The sequence below is a fragment of the Catellatospora tritici genome, from assembly GCF_019083965.1.
Classification (GTDB): Bacteria; Actinomycetota; Actinomycetes; order Mycobacteriales; family Micromonosporaceae; genus Catellatospora; species Catellatospora tritici.
Genome location: NZ_JAHRCY010000023.1, coordinates 37,288 through 53,730 on the forward strand (window position 1 = coordinate 37,288; position 16,443 = coordinate 53,730).

General features: G+C 70.1%; 10 protein-coding genes. 5 read left to right on the top strand and 5 right to left on the bottom strand.

Annotation, left to right across the window (positions count from 1 at the left end; all coding sequences use genetic code 11):
• Nucleotides 1–67: 67 nt before the first annotated feature.
• Nucleotides 68–2,095, bottom strand: coding sequence for a phosphocholine-specific phospholipase C (locus KUA19_RS34570; protein ID WP_217403017.1), 2,028 nt, complete (start codon nt 2,093–2,095; stop codon nt 68–70).
• A 278-nt stretch (nt 2,096–2,373) separates the two neighbouring features.
• Here KUA19_RS34570 and KUA19_RS34575 point away from each other — a divergent pair, with 278 nt between their 5' ends.
• Nucleotides 2,374–3,369, top strand: coding sequence for an aldo/keto reductase (locus KUA19_RS34575; protein ID WP_217403018.1), 996 nt, complete (start codon nt 2,374–2,376; stop codon nt 3,367–3,369).
• A gap of 77 nt (nt 3,370–3,446) precedes the next feature.
• Here the strand turns inward: KUA19_RS34575 and KUA19_RS34580 are convergent, their stop codons facing one another.
• The 3 genes from KUA19_RS34580 to KUA19_RS34590 form a co-directional block, all read right to left on the bottom strand.
• On the bottom strand, nt 3,447–4,391 hold the full coding sequence (locus KUA19_RS34580) for a tetratricopeptide repeat protein (protein WP_217403020.1): 945 nt from the start codon (nt 4,389–4,391) through the stop codon (nt 3,447–3,449).
• Nucleotides 4,392–4,467: 76 nt separating this feature from the next.
• A complete protein-coding gene (locus KUA19_RS34585; RefSeq protein ID WP_217403021.1) occupies nt 4,468–4,983 on the bottom strand; it encodes a DUF5946 family protein in 516 nt (171 codons plus the stop codon).
• A 65-nt stretch (nt 4,984–5,048) separates the two neighbouring features.
• The gene (locus tag KUA19_RS34590; RefSeq protein WP_217403022.1) at nt 5,049–5,561 is read right to left on the bottom strand and encodes a hypothetical protein; all 513 of its coding nucleotides are present in this window, start codon (nt 5,559–5,561) and stop codon (nt 5,049–5,051) included.
• 467 nt (nt 5,562–6,028) lie between these two features.
• Here KUA19_RS34590 and KUA19_RS34595 point away from each other — a divergent pair, with 467 nt between their 5' ends.
• The 3 genes from KUA19_RS34595 (at nt 6,029) to KUA19_RS34605 (ending at nt 11,869) form a co-directional block, all read left to right on the top strand.
• Nucleotides 6,029–9,331 carry a S8 family serine peptidase gene (locus tag KUA19_RS34595; protein WP_217403023.1) on the top strand — a complete coding sequence of 1,101 codons (3,303 nt, stop codon included), beginning with the start codon at nt 6,029–6,031 and terminating at the stop codon, nt 9,329–9,331.
• Nucleotides 9,332–9,520: 189 nt separating this feature from the next.
• Nucleotides 9,521–11,053 carry a M4 family metallopeptidase gene (locus tag KUA19_RS34600; RefSeq protein WP_217403024.1) on the top strand — a complete coding sequence of 511 codons (1,533 nt, stop codon included), beginning with the start codon at nt 9,521–9,523 and terminating at the stop codon, nt 11,051–11,053.
• A gap of 114 nt (nt 11,054–11,167) precedes the next feature.
• Nucleotides 11,168–11,869, top strand: a complete 702-nt coding sequence (locus KUA19_RS34605; protein WP_217403025.1) for a hypothetical protein — start codon at nt 11,168–11,170, stop codon at nt 11,867–11,869.
• Nucleotides 11,870–11,936: 67 nt separating this feature from the next.
• On the opposite strand, the gene KUA19_RS34610 is transcribed toward KUA19_RS34605, so the two are convergent.
• Complete coding sequence (locus KUA19_RS34610) at nt 11,937–14,546, bottom strand: CHAP domain-containing protein (RefSeq protein WP_217403027.1); 2,610 nt, start codon at nt 14,544–14,546, stop codon at nt 11,937–11,939.
• A gap of 140 nt (nt 14,547–14,686) precedes the next feature.
• Here KUA19_RS34610 and KUA19_RS44215 point away from each other — a divergent pair, with 140 nt between their 5' ends.
• The gene (locus KUA19_RS44215) at nt 14,687–16,429 is read left to right on the top strand and encodes a DUF2264 domain-containing protein (RefSeq protein WP_217403029.1); all 1,743 of its coding nucleotides are present in this window, start codon (nt 14,687–14,689) and stop codon (nt 16,427–16,429) included.
• Nucleotides 16,430–16,443: the final 14 nt, after the last annotated feature.

Below are 16,443 nucleotides of genomic sequence, written 5' to 3' on the forward strand. Positions count from 1 at the left end.
CCTGACAAGCGAAATGGGGCGCGTCCGTCCGGACCGGACGGACGTGCCCCTGACGCGGTGCGCGGGATCAGCCGCTGACGCTGGACGCGCCGGTCTCCAGGTGGCCGGTGAAGCGCTGCGACCAGGAGGTGTCGCCGCTGACGGTGATGGTGAAGTCGTACCAGCCGTGCTGGTACGCCACCGCGTTGAAGTAGTCGTCGACGCTGCCCCCGGCGGCCACGGGGTACGTCCACGGGCCGTCGGTGCGGTACTGGTTCGACCGGATGGTGAAGGTCATCGCGGCGGTGGCGGTGTTCTTCAGCCGGAACCAGATCGCCTGCTGCCCGGTGTTGGGGGCGGTCGCGAACCAGCTGCTCACGAAGGCGTTCTTCCCGGCCGTGGTGGCGTTGCCGGTGAACCGGCGCAGGAACCGGTTCGGGCCGTACACGCTGATGTCGTACTTGCCGTCGCCGTAGCCGGTGCCGATGTTGAAGTAGTCGGTGGCGGTGCCGCCCGGGTCGACCGTGTACTGCCACGGGTCGCGGGTGCGGTAGGCGTTGGGGTGGATCGAGAAGTGTGCCGCCCGGGTGGCGGGGGAGCCCTGGTTGACCATTTGGAACCAGGCCAGGATCTTGCCGCCGGTGCCGAACTCCAACCGGTCCAGATACCCGTTCACCTGGTACGGCAGTGCGCGGGCGGGCCGGGTGCCGGGCTCCTGGGCGGGCAGCGCGTTGGTGGTCGGGGTCGGGTTGGGCAGCGTCTTGCAGTAGTTGTGCGTGATGACGCTGGTGGCGGGCAGGGTCGGCAGGCCGTACACGGGATGGGCGAAGTCGAACACGCCGGTGAGGTCGCCGGTCACCTTGCGCCGCCACGCGCTGATGTTCGGGCAGGTGGCCGGGGTGCCGCGCGCCGCCGTCCACGTCTCCAGGAACCGGATCACCGAGGTGTGGTCGAACACCTCCGAGCTGACCCAACCGCCCCGGGTCCACGGTGAGATCACGATCATCGGAACCCGGAAGCCCAGGCCGATCGGGGTGCCGCTGAGGAACTCGCCGGTGGTGTCCGCCGGGGGCGAGGGCGGCGGCACATGGTCGAAGCAGCCGTCGTTCTCGTCGTAGTTGAGGAACAGCACGGTCGAGTCGAAGACGTTCGCGTCGGCGGCCAGCGCCTGCAGCACGAGGTTGATGAAATGGGCGCCGTCGCCAGGCGGGGCCGACGGGTGCTCGGAGAACGCCTCGTTGGCCACGATCCAGCTGACCTGCGGCAGCGTGCCCGCCACCACGTCGGCGCGGATCGCCGCGGCGATCGCCTCATGCGTGGGCAGGCTGCCCGGCACCGAGGCCATACCCCGGTCGTAGAGCGGGTTGCCGGGCGAGGCGCTGGTGAACCTCGAGAAGTAGGCCAGACCGTTGTCGCCGTAGTTGTCGCTGGCCCGCTGGTAGACCTTCCAGCTCACCCCGGCGTTCTGCAGCGCCTCGGCGTACGTCTGCCAGGTCAGGCCGGACTCGTCCCCGCCGTCCTTGCTGCTCGCGTCGATGCGGCCGCTCCACAGGAAGGTGCGGTTGGGGCCGGTGGCGCTCAGTGCCGAGCAGAAGTAGGCGTCGCAGACGGTCCAGTTGTCGGCCAGCGCGAAGTGGAACGGGATGTCGGCCCGATCCAGGTAGCCCATGGTGCGCACGTTGCCGACGCCGGAGACCCAGTTGTCGAGCTTGCCCTTGGCCCAGGCCGAGTGCTGCGAACTCCAGCTGTGGGCCAGGGCGCCGTTGCACTGCGCCATGTCGTCGGGGTCGGCGCCGCCGGAGGAGGTGGTGCTGCTCATCCTCCACGGGTACTGCCGTCCGGCCCCGTTGGGCTGCTGGAACACCGAATACCCGCCGTTGAGTAGGACTCCGGCCTTGTCGCCGAACCCGCGTACGCCCTTGAGCGTGCCGAAGTAGTGGTCGAAGCTGCGGTTCTCCTGCATCAGCACGACCACGTGCTTGACGTCGGTGATGGTGCCGGTGGCGGCGGCGCTCGCCTCGGCCGCGCTGCCCAGTTCGAGGCCGGTCGCGACGACGGCGCCCGCCGCCGCTCCGGCAGACATCGTCACGAACTTCCGGCGACTCAGCTCTTCCATCGGGGGTTCCTTTCGCCTGCTCTCTGCCATGGACGGTGGCGAGAGCGTGCAGGCTGCGGGTTACGCCGGGTTTGCTCGGTGGCGAAGGGTTGCCCAGCACCCTGGCAACAGCGTGCGAACAGGGTGTTTGACCGATGATCCGATGTGTACGCGGTACGTTCGGCCGAACGCCGACGGGTCAGCGCGCGACGCCCGCCTCGGCCGGATTTCGCACTCGCCCCATTTCATATATCATATAGGATACTGCTCGCCATCCTTTGGCCGACGGAGGTATCACCATGTCCCACCAGCTCGGACGCTCCCGCGTCACCGTCTCGCCGCTCGGCCTCGGCGCCGCCTCCATCGGCAACCTCTACCGCGCCGTCCCCGACGACCGCGCCGCGGCCACCGTCGAGGCGGCCTGGCAGGCGGGCATCCGCTACTTCGACACCGCGCCCCACTACGGCCTCGGCCTGTCCGAACGCCGCCTGGGCCAAGCCCTTTCCACCCACCCGCGCGCCGAGTACGTCCTGTCCACCAAGGTCGGCCGCATCCTCGTCGACAACCCCCTCGGCGCGGGCGCCAACGACCTCGCCAACGGCTTCGACGTGCCCGCCGACCTGCGCCGCGAGTGGGACTTCAGCGCCGCCGGGATCCACCGCAGCATCGAGGACAGCCTGCGCCGCCTCGGCACCGACCGCATCGACCTGGTGCTCATCCACGACCCGGAAGAGAGCCCCGACGCCGACCGCGCGGTGAAAGAGGCCTACCCGGCCCTGCACGAACTGCGCGCCCAGGGCGTCATCGGCGCGGTCGGCGTCGGCTCCAAGGACACCGCGGTGCTCACCCGGTTCGCCACCGAGACCGAAGTGGACGCCCTGATGGTGGCGGGCCGGTACACGCTGCTCGAACAGCCCGCCCTCGACGACCTGCTGCCCGTGTGCGCCGCCCGGGGCATCTCGATGATCAACGTGGGGGTGTTCAACAGCGGTCTGCTCGCCGTCGACTGGCCCGACGAGACCCGCCCGTACGAGTACGGCACCGTCCCCGCCGACATCCTGGCCCGCGCCCAGGCCATCGCCCTGACCTGCCGCCGCCACGGCGTGTCGCTGCCGCAGGCCGCGCTCGCCTTCGCCGCCGCCCACCCGTGCGTCGCCTCGGTCGTCGTCGGCGCGGGCCGCCCCGAGAACATCGCGCGCAGCGCCGACCTGTTCGACCAGCCGGTCCCCGGCGAACTGTGGGCCGACCTGATCGCCGCCGACCTCCTCCGCCCCGACGCCCCCACCCCGCGGTAAGGAAGGGCCCCTTCTTATCGCAATACGTCGAGGAAGGGCCCCTTGTTAACCCACGCGCCCTGGCGCCCCGGCGATGGTCACGCCATGGCCGCCAGGAGTGCGTCCACCTCCGCCCGCCGCCGCGCCAGGCGCACCGGCGCCTGCACGGCCAGGCTCTCGAAGCGGGCCGACGCCCTGCGAGCGGACTCCTCGGCGGCAGCCGGGTCGAACGGCCGCAGCGCGTACGCCAGCGCGAAGTCGGCGTACCCCGCGCCCTCGGACTCGTGCTCGGCGAAGACTCCGTTCGCGAGCAGGCCCCGCCAGATCTCGACCGCCTCGCGGGCAGCCGCGCGCCCGTCCTGACCGGCGTCCGTCCCAGCGATCGCCAGGGCCGAGTGCAGCCAGCCCGCGCTGGCTCGGGTGAACGGGGGAAGGACGCCAGGGGCGATGCCCTGGTCGATCCCGATGCCCCAGCGCGCCACGGCGACCGCCTCCTCGGCGGCGCCGACCCGGCGCAGGACCATGCTGTAGTTCGCGGCGACCAGCACCCGCTGGGCGTCCGATTCGGGGTTACCGGCGGTGTCGGCGCGCACGTCGTCGTACGCCTCGCGCAGCCACCGCAGCGCGCTGTCGTCGTCGCGTTGGTCGGCCAGCACCTGTGCCAGGGTCACCAGTGGTCCGGCCACGTGGCCCGGGTGGCTGACGGCGACCACCCGGGCCACGGCGACAGCCTCCTCGGCCAGCGGCCGCGCCTCGTCGAGGCGACCGTCGTGGTGATACTCGTTGGCGCACCTTCGCAGCATGGACGCCAGACGCACCCGGTCCTCGTCGGTGGCCGCGACCCGGCGCAGCCGGTTGATCTCGTGCAGCATCACCGTGACCGCCTCGGCGACCTGTGCCCGGTCGAGCAGCCGCGTCAGGCGCAGATCGACGCGCCGGGCACGGCGAGCGGCGAACCGCCGCCCGATCCGGTACCGGTTGAGGACAAGGCCGACGCCGAGCAGGGCGAGGCCGAACAGGAGCGTGACGCCGTCGGAGGACACGAAGCGGAATCCTATGGGGACGGCGGTGCTCGCGGGGGCCGCGTCGACCGAGCCGGGAGCGGAACAGGCAGCCGGGTCAGTGCGCCCGGCCGACCGGGCGCCAGTCGCGCAGGTGGTGGTCGGTATGGGCGGCGACCTCGGCGTGGGCGTGGCGCCAGGCCTGCCAGACCGAGGTGCCCCAGCGGTGGATCGCGGCGGCGGTCTGGTCGGGGTCCTCGGCCATGGCCACGTCGAACACGGTCAGCGGGCCGGTGTCGGGCGGTGGGTGCGGTGTCGGCCAGCCGTCGGCGGTGTTGGCCAGGTACCCGTGCGCGTCGCGTACCTGGAAGCCGGTGAATCCGCGTTCCAGGACGAGGTAGAGGCCGTTGAGGGCGAACGCGAGGCCGATCGCCGGGGTGGTCGGGGCGACATGCTGTGCGGCGTACGCGTCGATGGTGGTCTGCTGCCAGGGCCCCAACAGCGCGGCGTGGGCCAGGACGTAGCCGCTGACCTCGGCGTACAGCTCGCGGCAGGCGCCGGAGGCGCGTAGCCGGGGGTCGTTGTCCCAAGCCCGTTCGGGCAGGTCGAGGCGGCAGCCGGGGCACTCGGACATCCGCCCAGTGAAGCAGAGGCGCCGGGGCGGCACCCGTGGGAGGTGGCGCCGCCCCGGCTCGACGATCAGTGGAAGATCGTCAGCTGTACCCGCGACACGATGCTGGGCAGCTTGGCCGTGCCGTTGAGGCAGGCGACCAGGTTGGCGGCGGGTGCGGTGAACACCTGCTTGGCCTGGCTGCCCGCGAACAGGCCCGCGGTGACCGTGCCGTTGAAGGTCACGATCAGCTGCCCACCCGAGATGGTGGCGCTGCGCACCGCGCTGATGGTCGACGTCTGCCCGGTGTTCCAGGTGATGGTGAAGTTGACGTTGAGCGTCAGCAGCACCATCGTGCAGTCGTCGTTCATCGTGATCGTTTTGGTCTCGTAGCCGGAGTTGAGCTGCGGCACCCGCTCCGCGCGGCACGGTTCGTACTTCGTCGTCCGCTGGACGACGGTCGGCTGGTTCACCAGCGTCAGCGGGGGGTTGAACGTGGTGACGTTGGTGCTGTTCGGCGAGAAGCAGGCCAGGTCGATCACTGCCGCGTCGGCGGGCGCCGCCGCGAACAGGCTGCCGCCGAGGGCGAGAGTGGCGATCATGGCGGCTCGTACGAGTCGGACCACGAGGGGCCTCCGATCTGAGGGGGACGGAAGTGACCATCGATGGAAGCGTTCGATGGTCACCGATATATTAAGGATCGTTGTCGGTCTATCGATTGTCGGATATCGATACGTAGCGACCGTTGAAACAATCTATTACCGTCTATAAACTCCTGTGGTTGCGCCGCCGTAGGTTGATTTTGCTTGCGTTAGGCGATGTTGTCCGAGCACCCAATGTGGACAGTGGGCCACAAATCTGAAGTTTTGCTGTGAAGCACCCGTCCGATAGGTGGATTCCACAAGCGACTCCTTACTTCAAGGATGGTCGAGTGACGTCGATCGGGGACGCGGTGCGCGCGCACCCCGCTCCGTCGCGATCGGATCGCGTCCGCGATGCCGGTGAGCACAGCCAACACCCTCGGAAAGGGGCTCAGATGAGACCTCACAAGTGGCTACGAGCTGCGTTTGTGGGGGTCCTCGTCGTTCCGTTAGCCGGTGCGACGTGGACCACGCCCAGTGCCGCCGCGCCGTCGCCATCGCGGTTCACCGCGACGAAGATCGAGGCGTCGTCATACGTCAAGGGCGAGAAGACCCCGAGCAGCCGCCTGGCGCAGACCGACCCGTCGCTGCTGGGCCGCAAGGACAGCGCGCTGGTGCCGGTGCTGGTGAAGCTCGACGTCGACGCGCTGGCGACTTACACCGGTGGCGTGCAGGGCTACGCCGCCACCAGCCCGACCGTGACCGGCCGCCAGCTGTCCGGCAGCGCCGCGGAGAAGCGGTACGAGGGCTACCTGGTCCAGCGTGAGGACGCCTTCGTCAAGGCGCTGGCCAAGGTGCCCGGCGCCAAGGCGGGCACCCGCCTGCGCACCGTGTACGGCGGCGTCGCGGCGGTCGTCCCGGCCAACCGCATCGCCGACCTGCTCAAGATCCCGGGCGTGGCCGCGGTGCAGAAGGACGAGCTGCGCAAGCCGCTCACCGACGCCAGCTCCGCGTTCATCGGCGCCACCTCGCTCTACCCGGGCCTGGGCGGCACCCGCAACGCGGGCAAGGGCGTCATCATCGGTGTCATCGACACCGGCGCCTGGCCCGAGCACCCGTCCTTCGCCGACCAGGGCAACCTGGGCACCCCGCCCGCCAAGGCCGACGGCACCGCGCGTGAGTGCGACTTCGGTGACAACCCGTTGACCCCGGCGTCCGACGTGTTCGCCTGCAACCACAAGCTCATCGGCGGCGGCCGGTTCCTGGACACCTACGACGTGCTGACCCACGACGACATGTACCCGGGGGCCCGGGACAGCGGCGGCCACGGCACCCACACCGCCTCCACCGCGGCGGGCGACAAGCTGGCCTCCGCGACGGTGTTCGGGGTGGAGCGCGGCCCGCTGAACGGTGTCGCCCCGGGTGCGTGGCTGTCGGTCTACAAGGCGCTGGGCCCGCAGGGCGGTTACAGCTCCGACCTGGCCGCCGCCGCGCAGCAGGCGATCCTGGACGGCGTCTCGGTCATCAACTACTCGATCTCCGGTGGCAGCAACCCGTACACCGATCCGGTCGAGCTGACCTTCCTCGACGCGTACGCCGCGGGCGTGTTCGTCGCGGCCTCGGCGGGCAACTCCGGTCCGGGCGAGGCCACGACCGACCACGTGGCGCCGTGGGTCACCACGGTGGCCGCGTCGACCCAGACCCGTGAGTTCGTGTCGACGCTGACCCTCAAGGGCGGCGCGGACACCCTGACGCTGACCGGCGCCTCGATCACCAGCGGTGTCGGCGAGTCCCCGGTGGTGCTGGCCTCTGAGGCGCCGTACAGCGACGCGCTGTGCACCACGACGCCGCCGGCGGGCCTGTTCACCGGCAAGATCCTGGCCTGCCAGCGCGGCGTCAACGCGCGCGTGGAGAAGGGCCTGCACGCCTCCGAGGGCGGCGCCGCGGGCATGATCCTGTTCAACGCGTCGCTGGCCGACGTGGAGACCGACAACCACTTCCTGCCCGCGGTGCACCTGGCCGACGGCGCCGACTTCCTGGCGTTCCTGGGCGGCCACACCGGCGTCACCGCCAGCTTCACCGGCGGGGCCAAGCACAACGGCCAGGGCGACGTGATGGCCGCGTTCTCCTCGCGCGGTCCGGGTGGTCTGGGCATCAAGCCCGACATCACCGCGCCGGGCGTGCAGATCCTGGCGGGCAACACGCCCACCCCGGACTCGCCCGAGGGCGGCCCGGCGGGTCAGTACTTCCAGGCGATCGCGGGCACCTCGATGTCGTCGCCGCACATCGCGGGCGCGGCCGTGCTGCTCAAGGCGGCGCACCCGACCTGGACCCCGGGTCAGATCAAGTCGGCCATGATGACCACGGCGAAGACGTCGGTCGTCAAGGAGGACACGGTCACCCCGGCCGACCCGTTCGACTACGGCTCGGGCCGCCTGGACCTGACCAAGGCGTCCAACCCGGGTCTGACCTTCGACGAGACCCCGGAGCGGATGAACACGCTGGGCCGGGACGAGCTGACGGCGGTGGACCTCAACCTGCCGTCGATCAACGTGCCGACCCTGCCGGGCCGGATCGTCACCCAGCGTGTGGCCAAGAACGTCTCGGGCAAGTCGCTGACCTACAAGGTGAGCACGACGTCGCCGACCAAGAGCAAGATCACGGTGTCGCCGAGCACGTTCACCCTCGCCCCCGGCAAGTCGGTGAAGCTGACCGTCACCATCAGCTCGTGGGCCGAGACCGGGCAGTACTTCGGCCAGATCAAGCTGACCCCGACCAAGGCGGGCCAGCCCGTCCTGCACCTGCCGGTGGCTTTCGTGCCGCAGCAGGGCAGCGTCAGCCTGAACAGCACCTGCGCCGACACGTCCATCGTGAAGTACGGCACCACCAGCTGCACCGTGACCGCGGTGAACAACTCGTTCGGCGACGCCACGGTCGACTTCAAGACCACCGTCGACTCCGACCTGAAGGTCACCGGAGCCACCGGCGCCACGGTCAAGAACGGCAGCACGGTGGAGCTGAACGACGTCACCCTCCCGGGTGCCGCCTCGGGTGTGCCCTCGATCGACCCGGGTGTGACTCCGGCGGGTTACCTGCCGCTGTCGCTGTTCGGCATCGCGCCGACCCCGGTCGGTGACGAGGACATGGTCAACTTCAACGTGCCGGAGTTCCTGTTCAACGGCGTGTCCTACAACCGCGTCGGCGTCGACTCCAACGGCTACCTGGTCGTGGGCGGCGGCACCAGCGAGGACAACAACTGCTGCAACCTGATGGAGATCCCGAACGCGGCCCGGCCGAACAACGTCCTCGCCCCGTTCTGGACCGACCTCGACGGCGGCATGGACGAGGGCATCCGGGTCGCCAGCCTGACCGACGGCGTCAGCAGCTGGCTCGTCTTCGAGTGGCAGGTCGACGTCTTCGGCACCAACTCCAACCGCCACTTCCAGGTCTGGATCGGCATCAACGGAACGCAGGACATCTCGTTCACGTACGACCCGGACGCGCTGCCCGCCAACCCGGGCCAGCCGTTCCTGGTCGGCGCGGAGAACGACAGCGGCCTGGGCGGCGAGGGCCTGCCGTTGGGCACCCTGCCGACCGAGGACCTGGTCGTCACCAGCACCGACCCGACCCCGGGCGGCACGGCGACGTACACGGTGAACCTGCGTGGGATCAGCACCGGCGTGGGCCTGGTGACCACCGAGATGGTCGCCTCGACCGTGCCGGGCACCACGGTGGTCAACTCGGCCATCCTGGTGACCCACTCGGGTTCGCACACCGGACACCAGCCCTGACCGGCTGACATCCGGCACTGAGTAACCTCGCGGCCCCGGCACCGACAAGGTGTCGGGGCCGCGCCATGTCCGGTGACAGATTCGCCACCCGCATCGCTGTATGGACAGCAATAAGATTCTTACCGACCGGTGAGGATCGGATGCGGGCCCGCACCCCGCGGTCCGCCGAATTCGCGGAGGCACCTCTCCATGCGTCGTACCCCCGTCATTCTGAGCGGCCTCGCGGTGGCCGCCCTCGTCGCCGCCGCGGGCGCCACCGCGTCGGCGGCACCGCCCGCCGACCCGTTCGCCCGCGCGGTGGGCCACCTCAAGACCCACTCCGGCACCCAGTACGCCGACGGCCAGACCTTCACCCTGCGCGGTGTCGTCACCGACGCCGACGGCGCCCAGCACGTCCGGATGCACCGCTACTACCAGGGCCTGCCAGTGCTCGGCGGCGACCTGGTGGTGCACCTGGACCGCGGCGGTGCATACCGGGGCGCGAGCCAGACCCTGGCCGCGGCGCCGCGGCTGGACCGGGCGCCCCGCCTGAGCGCGCAGACGGCCGGGAACGCGGCGCTGGCCGCCTCGACCGCCGACTCCCGCGCGGTGGCCGGGACGCAGCTCGTCGTCGACGCCGACGGTGCGGTGGCCGCACTGGCCTACGAGGTCGTCGTCGCGGGCGTGTACGCCGACAGCACCCCCAGCGAGCTGCACGTGCTCGTCGACGCGACCAGCGGGCGGGTGCGCGACTCGTGGGAGGCGGTGCAGGGCGACGGCGTGGGGCACACGTTCCACTCCGGTGACGTCGCGGTCGGCACCACGCTGTCGGGTGGGACGTACCAGCTCAACGACGCGGCCCGGGGCGGGCACAAGACGTACGACCTCAACGGCGGCACCAACGGCACCGGCACCCTGTTCACCTCGGCCACCAACGCCTTCGGTGACGGCACCCTGGCCAACCGCGCCACGACCGGCGCCGACGCGCACTACGGCGCGGCGATGACCTGGGACTTCTACCTGAACACGTTCGGTCGCAACGGCATCCGCAACGACGGGGTCGCCGCCTTCAGCCGGGTGCACTACAGCGCCAACTACGTCAACGCGTTCTGGGACGACTCGTGCTTCTGCATGACCTACGGCGACGGCAACGCCGCCCAGGGCTGGACCCCGCTGACCTCGTTGGACGTGGCCGGGCACGAGATGAGCCACGGCGTCACCAGCAACACCGCCGGGCTGCGCTACAGCGGTGAGTCCGGTGGCCTCAACGAGGCGACCAGCGACATCTTCGGCACCATGGTCGAGTTCTACGCGGCCAACGCCAACGACCCGGGCGACTACCTGATCGGTGAGGAGCTGCGCACCAACGGGACGCCGCTGCGGTACATGGACAAGCCGTCCAAGGACGGCGCCTCGGCCGACTGCTGGTCCAGCAGCGTCAAGCGCCTGGACGTACACTACTCGTCCGGTGTGGCCAACCACTTCTTCTACCTGCTGTCGGTCGGCAGCGGCGCGTCGTCGTGGGGCAACAGCCCGACCTGCAACGGCTCGACCGTCACCGGCATCGGCCGGGACAAGGCCGCGGCGATCTGGTACCGGGCGCTGACCGTCTACATGACCTCGCGTACGGCCTACTCCGGTGCCCGCACCGCGACCCTGTCCGCCGCCGCGGACCTGTACGGGGCGGGCAGCCCCGAGTACAGCACCGTGGCCGCGGCCTGGTCGGCCGTCAGCGTGAGCTGACCCTGTTCGCGGCAGGACCCGGTCGACCTCCCCGCTGGGTCCTGCCGCCTGATGGCGCCCATCCGCCAGCCCCGACCCTGGTGCGCACCCGGTCCGGTCGGCGAGGATCGGGTCATGGCGGCCGAGGTCGAAGAGCAGGGCACCACGTATCACGCCGTGCCCGCGTGGCGGCGCGTCACCGAGGGGGAGCAGCGCTGGCGGGTCGGACTGGCGGTGCTGGTGCTGATCGGACTGCAGCTGTACGTGCCCCGCGAGTACGCGTTCCGGCCGGTCTGGGTCGTACCGGCGCTGGAGCTGGCGCTGCTCATCGTGCTCAGCATCGCCAACCCGCGCCGGATCAACCGCGAATCCCGTGTCCTGCGCCTGCTCGGTCTGCTGCTGGTGTTCCTGGCCGGGTGCGCCACCGCCTGGTCGGCGCTGGTGCTCGGCTACGCGCTGATCCACGGAACGGGCCTGCACAGCCCGCTGGAGCTGCTGCGCGAGGGCGGTGCCATCTGGGTCACCAACGTGATCGTCTTCGCGCTGTGGTACTGGGAGTTCGACCGGGGCGGTCCGGCCGCCCGCGCCAACAACAGCTGCCCGCCGCCGGACTTCCTGTTCCCGCAGATGACCAGCCCCGAGCTGGCGGCGCCGGACTGGGAGCCGGAGTTCACCGACTACCTGTACCTGTCGTTCACCAACGCCACCGCGTTCAGCCCGACCGATGTGCTGCCGATGTCGCGCTGGGCCAAGCTGACCATGATGACCCAGTCGGCCACTACCCTGCTGGTCATGGCCCTGGTCATCGCCCGAGCCGTGAACGTGCTCGGCGCCTGAGTCGCCGCGCCTGTCAAGAAGGGCCCCTTCTGCTACGTAAAGCGATAAGAAGGGGCCCTTCCTTACCTCACTCGGCGACGACGATCATGTGGCCTTGGCCGGGGATGCCGTCCATGTTGGTCATGCTGTACATCTCGCTCGACGTGGCCAGGAAGTGGTCGTCGCTGGACGGATCCCAGACGACGAACTTGTCGACGGTGTAGACGCCGCTGTCGTTCACGGTCGCGCCGTAGCCCTGCACCACCAGGTAGTGCATGGTGAACGTGTCGTCGTTGTCCCACCAGGGGATGTCCTTGGCCTGGACGACGATCGCGGCGGGCTGGCCCAGGTCGACCGAGCGGGCCAGCTTGTTCTTGACGAACTCCCACTTGTCGCTGGACGCGCCCTCGGCGGCGTAGTCGTGGTACACGTAGTCCACGAGGCCGGACTTGCCCGCCAGCTCGGCGTTGAGCACGTCACGCACGTCCCACGGGTTGGTGCCCAGCGAATCGGTGCCCAGCTTGTCGGCGTAGTAGTCCTGCGAGCCCAGCGGGGACTTGCCCAGCGACTTCAGGATGGCCTGGGTCGCGGTCGGGCCGCAGTAGGTGCCGTTCTTCTGCTCGTCGCCGTCGACGTTCATCGAGGCCACGCGTAGCTTGTGCTTCCAGCCGCCGTCGACCTCGATGTCGGTCTGCAGGACGGTGACGTTTCCGCTGGTGGGGTGGTTGCTCGGTCCGTCGCACGATCTGTCGTTGCTGAACCAGGAGGCCTGGCAGGTGCGCAGTTCCAGATCACCGGCCGAGTCGAGCAGGGTGAGCTTGCCGCGGACCGCCTTGAAGGTGCTGAGCGGTTGGGCGTACAGGTGCGAGCGGACCTGGCTGCCGGTGTACTCCAGGCAGGCGATGTAGTAGATGCCCGAGTAGGCGTTGTCGGTACACAGCTCCTCGTCGCCGTCGATGCCGTCGCGCTCGTCGTCCTGGTCGGAGACGGTCCCGGTGCTCCAGGTGACGTCGGTCGACGGGTCGGCGACCGGGGCCACCACGGCGTAGATGTTGCTGTACGTGTGGATCGGCGCCGGGTGGTACGGGTCGAACGGGCCGACCTGCGTCACCTTGTTGCCGTAGTTGCCCTCGATGGTGGTGATCCGCCCGTCGGGCAGCACGTCGACCACGACACCGATGTGGTGGCTGTCGTAGTAGCTGGTGCCGTACATCACCACGTCACCGGGGTGGATGTCGTTCTTCGCGCGCAGCAGCCCGTGGTTGCGGCCCCAGGTCTCGAACGTGCCCGAGTACGGGAAGTACACGTCGATCCCGGCCTGCTGCCACGTCCACGAGGCGAACATGGCGCACCACGGGTCGCCGCACTTGGTGGCGCCGTGGTAGCCGTACGGGTTGCAGTTGTCGCCCCACTCGTGCGTGCCGAGCTGGCTGCGGGCGGCGTTGACGATCGCGGAGCGGATGTTGCCCGACGCGACGCTGCCCGGCGACGGGGTCGACGGGACGGTCGGGTTGCCGGGGCCGCCGGACGGCTTCGGGTCGCTGTCGCAGCGCGACATGATGATGTCGTCGTTGCCGGTGGAGATGTAGTAGTCGGCGACCCACAGGCCGTCGGAGGTCTTGTCCCAGACCGCCGAGCCGCCGTAGTTGAACTCGCCGTAGGCCTGGCAGGTGATGGTGACGTAGCTGCCGCCCGGGTACTTGTCGACGACGCTGTTGGCGGTCAGGCTCTTGCCGTAGTACCCGTTGAGGGTGGTCTTGGCCAGGTATCGGTTGCCGCCACCGGACGGGCCGTCGCTGTCGCACTGACGCATGACCAGGCCGCTGGAGCCGGTGATGACGTAGAAGTCGGGCAGCCACAGGCCGTCGCTGGTCATGTCCCAGATCGTCGAGCCGCCGTAGTTGACCTCGCCGTACGCCTGGCACATGACCGTGACGTACTCGCCCTCGCTGTACTTGTCCCAGACGCTTCCGCCGCTCAGCGTCTTCTCGTAGTAGCCGTTGAGGGTGGTGCGGATCTTGAATTGGGTGCCGCCGTTGGGGTTGGTGGCCCCGCCGCCGCTGATGCCGATGGACGAGCAGAGCGGCACCCCCGAGATGCGCCCGCTCGTGCCGGTGGTGACGTACGCGTCGGGCACCCAGTACCCGTCGGTGGTGTAGATCCACAGGGTGGAGCCGTCGACGCTGACGCCGTAGTCCTGGCAGCGGACGTAGAGCGAGCTGCCCGCCGGGTAGGCGTCGACCCGGATGCGGTCGGCGGGATTGGCGCTGCCCCGGCCGTCGACGGCGAACTTCACCGGGTACGGCCCCGAGTTCGAGCCACCGCCCGCCGGCGTGCCGTTGATGCCGATCGCCAGGCAGCGCGGGATCTTCGCCACGAAACCGCTGGTGCCGGTGCGGATGTAGGCGTCCGGGATCCAGTAGCCCTCACGGGTGTAGTCCCAGATGGTGCTGCCGCCGGCGGACAGGCCGGAGTCCTGGCAGCGTACGTAGACATCCTCACCGGTGGTGTAGAGGTCGGTGGCGGTGCGGTCGTTCGGGTCCATGCTGCCGCGGCCGTCGATGGCCGTGGTCGCCGGGTACGGCCCGTACATCGGGAAGGTGGGATCGGCCTGAGCGGCGGTGCCGGTGACAGCCACCGCACCCGCGGCCAGCAGCGCGGCCAGCGTGCCACCGACGATGCGTTGCAAGGTACGCAACGGTTGAGCTCCTTACGAGGGGTTCTTTGCCGATCGCGGTGCGATGCACCATATGATCAACATGACCGGGGCAGGCTACCCTGCGCTGTGTCGGCAATGGAACCCTCTTGTGATGATTTATCGTGCCGATAGGTGAGTAGATGCCCACCCCCGACGAACTGCACGGATCCGTCACCCCGGACCGCGACGGCTGGGTGGCCGCGTTGCGGCAGCTCACCGGCCCTGCCACCACGCTGGCCGCACGCGGCCCGCACCGCCAACCCGCGGGCAGTTCCACCGCCGACGCCGGGGCCACCTGGTTCGAACTCGTCACCCGGCCGCTGTGGGGCCTGGCCGCGCTGGCCGCCGGAGGTGGATGTGCCGACGCCGAATGGGATTCGCTGCGCGACGCGCTGACCGCCGCCGTCGACCCCGACCACGACTGGTACATCGGGCCGCCGTTCGACCGCAACCAGCGCCTGGTCGAGTCCGCCGCCGTCGGCTATGCCCTGGCCGTCGCGCCGCACGAGAGCTGGGACCCGCTCACCGGCGCCCAGCGCGACCACCTCGCCGCCTGGCTGACCCGTGCCGCCGAGTGCACGCCGGTCGACAACAACTGGCACTTCTTCCCCGTACTCGCCGCCACCGGGCTGCGCGCCGTCGGCATCGACACCGACCCCGCCACCACCCGATCCCATCTGGACCGACTGGAGGAGTTCGCGCTGGCCGACGGCTGGTACGCCGACGGCTCCGGCAACCAGCGCGACTACTACATCCCCTTCGGCTTCCACTACTACGGCCTGCAACTGGCCGCGCTCGGCGTGCTGGAACCCGACCGGGCCGAACGGTTCCGCGACCGCGCGCACCGGTTCGCCCAGCAGTTCGCGGGCTGGTTCGCCGCCGACGGCGCGGCACTGCCGTTCGGCCGCAGCCTCGGCTACCGGTTCGCCCAGGGGGCGTTCTGGTCCACCCTGCCCGTCGCCGACCTGCCCGCACTGCCCTGGGCGCGGGTGCGCGGGCTGTGCCAGGCCCACCTGGACTGGTGGTGGCAGCGGCCGATCCTGGGCGAAGACGGGCTGCTCACGACCGGCTACGCCTACCCCAACTCGGGCGTGGTCGAGCAGTATCTCACCGTCGGGTCGGCGTACTGGTCGACGAAGTTCTTCGCGGCGCTCGCCGCACCCGCCGACCATCCGTTCTGGACGGATGAGCCCGAGTCACCGCGAGTGCGGCCGGGGATCGAGGTGCAGGCCGCCCCGGCGCTGGTGCTGGCGCAGGACCGCACCGGCGACGTGACGGCGCTGGCCGGTCAGCAGGGCTACGCCTGGGCGCGCGGCGGCACCGCCAAGGCCGCCAAGTTCGCCTACTCCACCCTGGCCGGGTTCAGCGTCGCGGCCGGGGACACCAGCCTGGAGCTGGGCGCCTACGACAGCACCCTGGCCCTGTCCGACGACGGCCGCCACTGGCGCGCCCGCGAGGACGGTACCTGCACCGTAGACGGCGACGAACTCGTGCTCGACTGGCGACCCTGGCCCGACGTCACCATCCGGACCCGGCTCGGCTTCACCAGGTACGGCACGCACCGCCGTACCCACGAGATCACGACCGCCCGCGCCCTGCACACCGCCGAGGGCGGCTTCTGCGTCCCGTGGACCGATCCCGGCCACCACCCGCGCGGATCCTTCGCCGGCACCGGCCACGCGGAGGTCACCTCCGACGGCGTCACCAGCGCCATCACCGATCGCTCCGACAGCGACGAACGCACCGGCACCGTGCTCGTTCCGATCGCGGGCACCAACGTCACCCACCCCCGCACCGCCCTGCCGATGCTGCGCGCCGACCTCCCACCCGGCACCCACACCCTCATCTGCCTGGTCACCCTCACCCGCCCCACCCCCGAGTAAGGAAGGGCCCCTTC

Excerpts from the sequence above, each read along its gene's own strand:
- KUA19_RS34570 (WP_217403017.1), bottom strand. The coding sequence starts at position 2,095 with ATGGAAGAGCTGAGTCGCCGGAAGTTCGTGACGATGTCTGCCGGAGCG.
- KUA19_RS34575 (WP_217403018.1), top strand. The coding sequence starts at position 2,374 with ATGTCCCACCAGCTCGGACGCTCCCGCGTCACCGTCTCGCCGCTCGGC.
- KUA19_RS34585 (WP_217403021.1), bottom strand. The coding sequence starts at position 4,983 with ATGTCCGAGTGCCCCGGCTGCCGCCTCGACCTGCCCGAACGGGCTTGG.
- KUA19_RS34590 (WP_217403022.1), bottom strand. The coding sequence starts at position 5,561 with ATGATCGCCACTCTCGCCCTCGGCGGCAGCCTGTTCGCGGCGGCGCCC.
- KUA19_RS34600 (WP_217403024.1), top strand. The coding sequence starts at position 9,521 with ATGCGTCGTACCCCCGTCATTCTGAGCGGCCTCGCGGTGGCCGCCCTC.
- KUA19_RS34605 (WP_217403025.1), top strand. The coding sequence starts at position 11,168 with ATGGCGGCCGAGGTCGAAGAGCAGGGCACCACGTATCACGCCGTGCCC.
- KUA19_RS44215 (WP_217403029.1), top strand. The coding sequence starts at position 14,687 with ATGCCCACCCCCGACGAACTGCACGGATCCGTCACCCCGGACCGCGAC.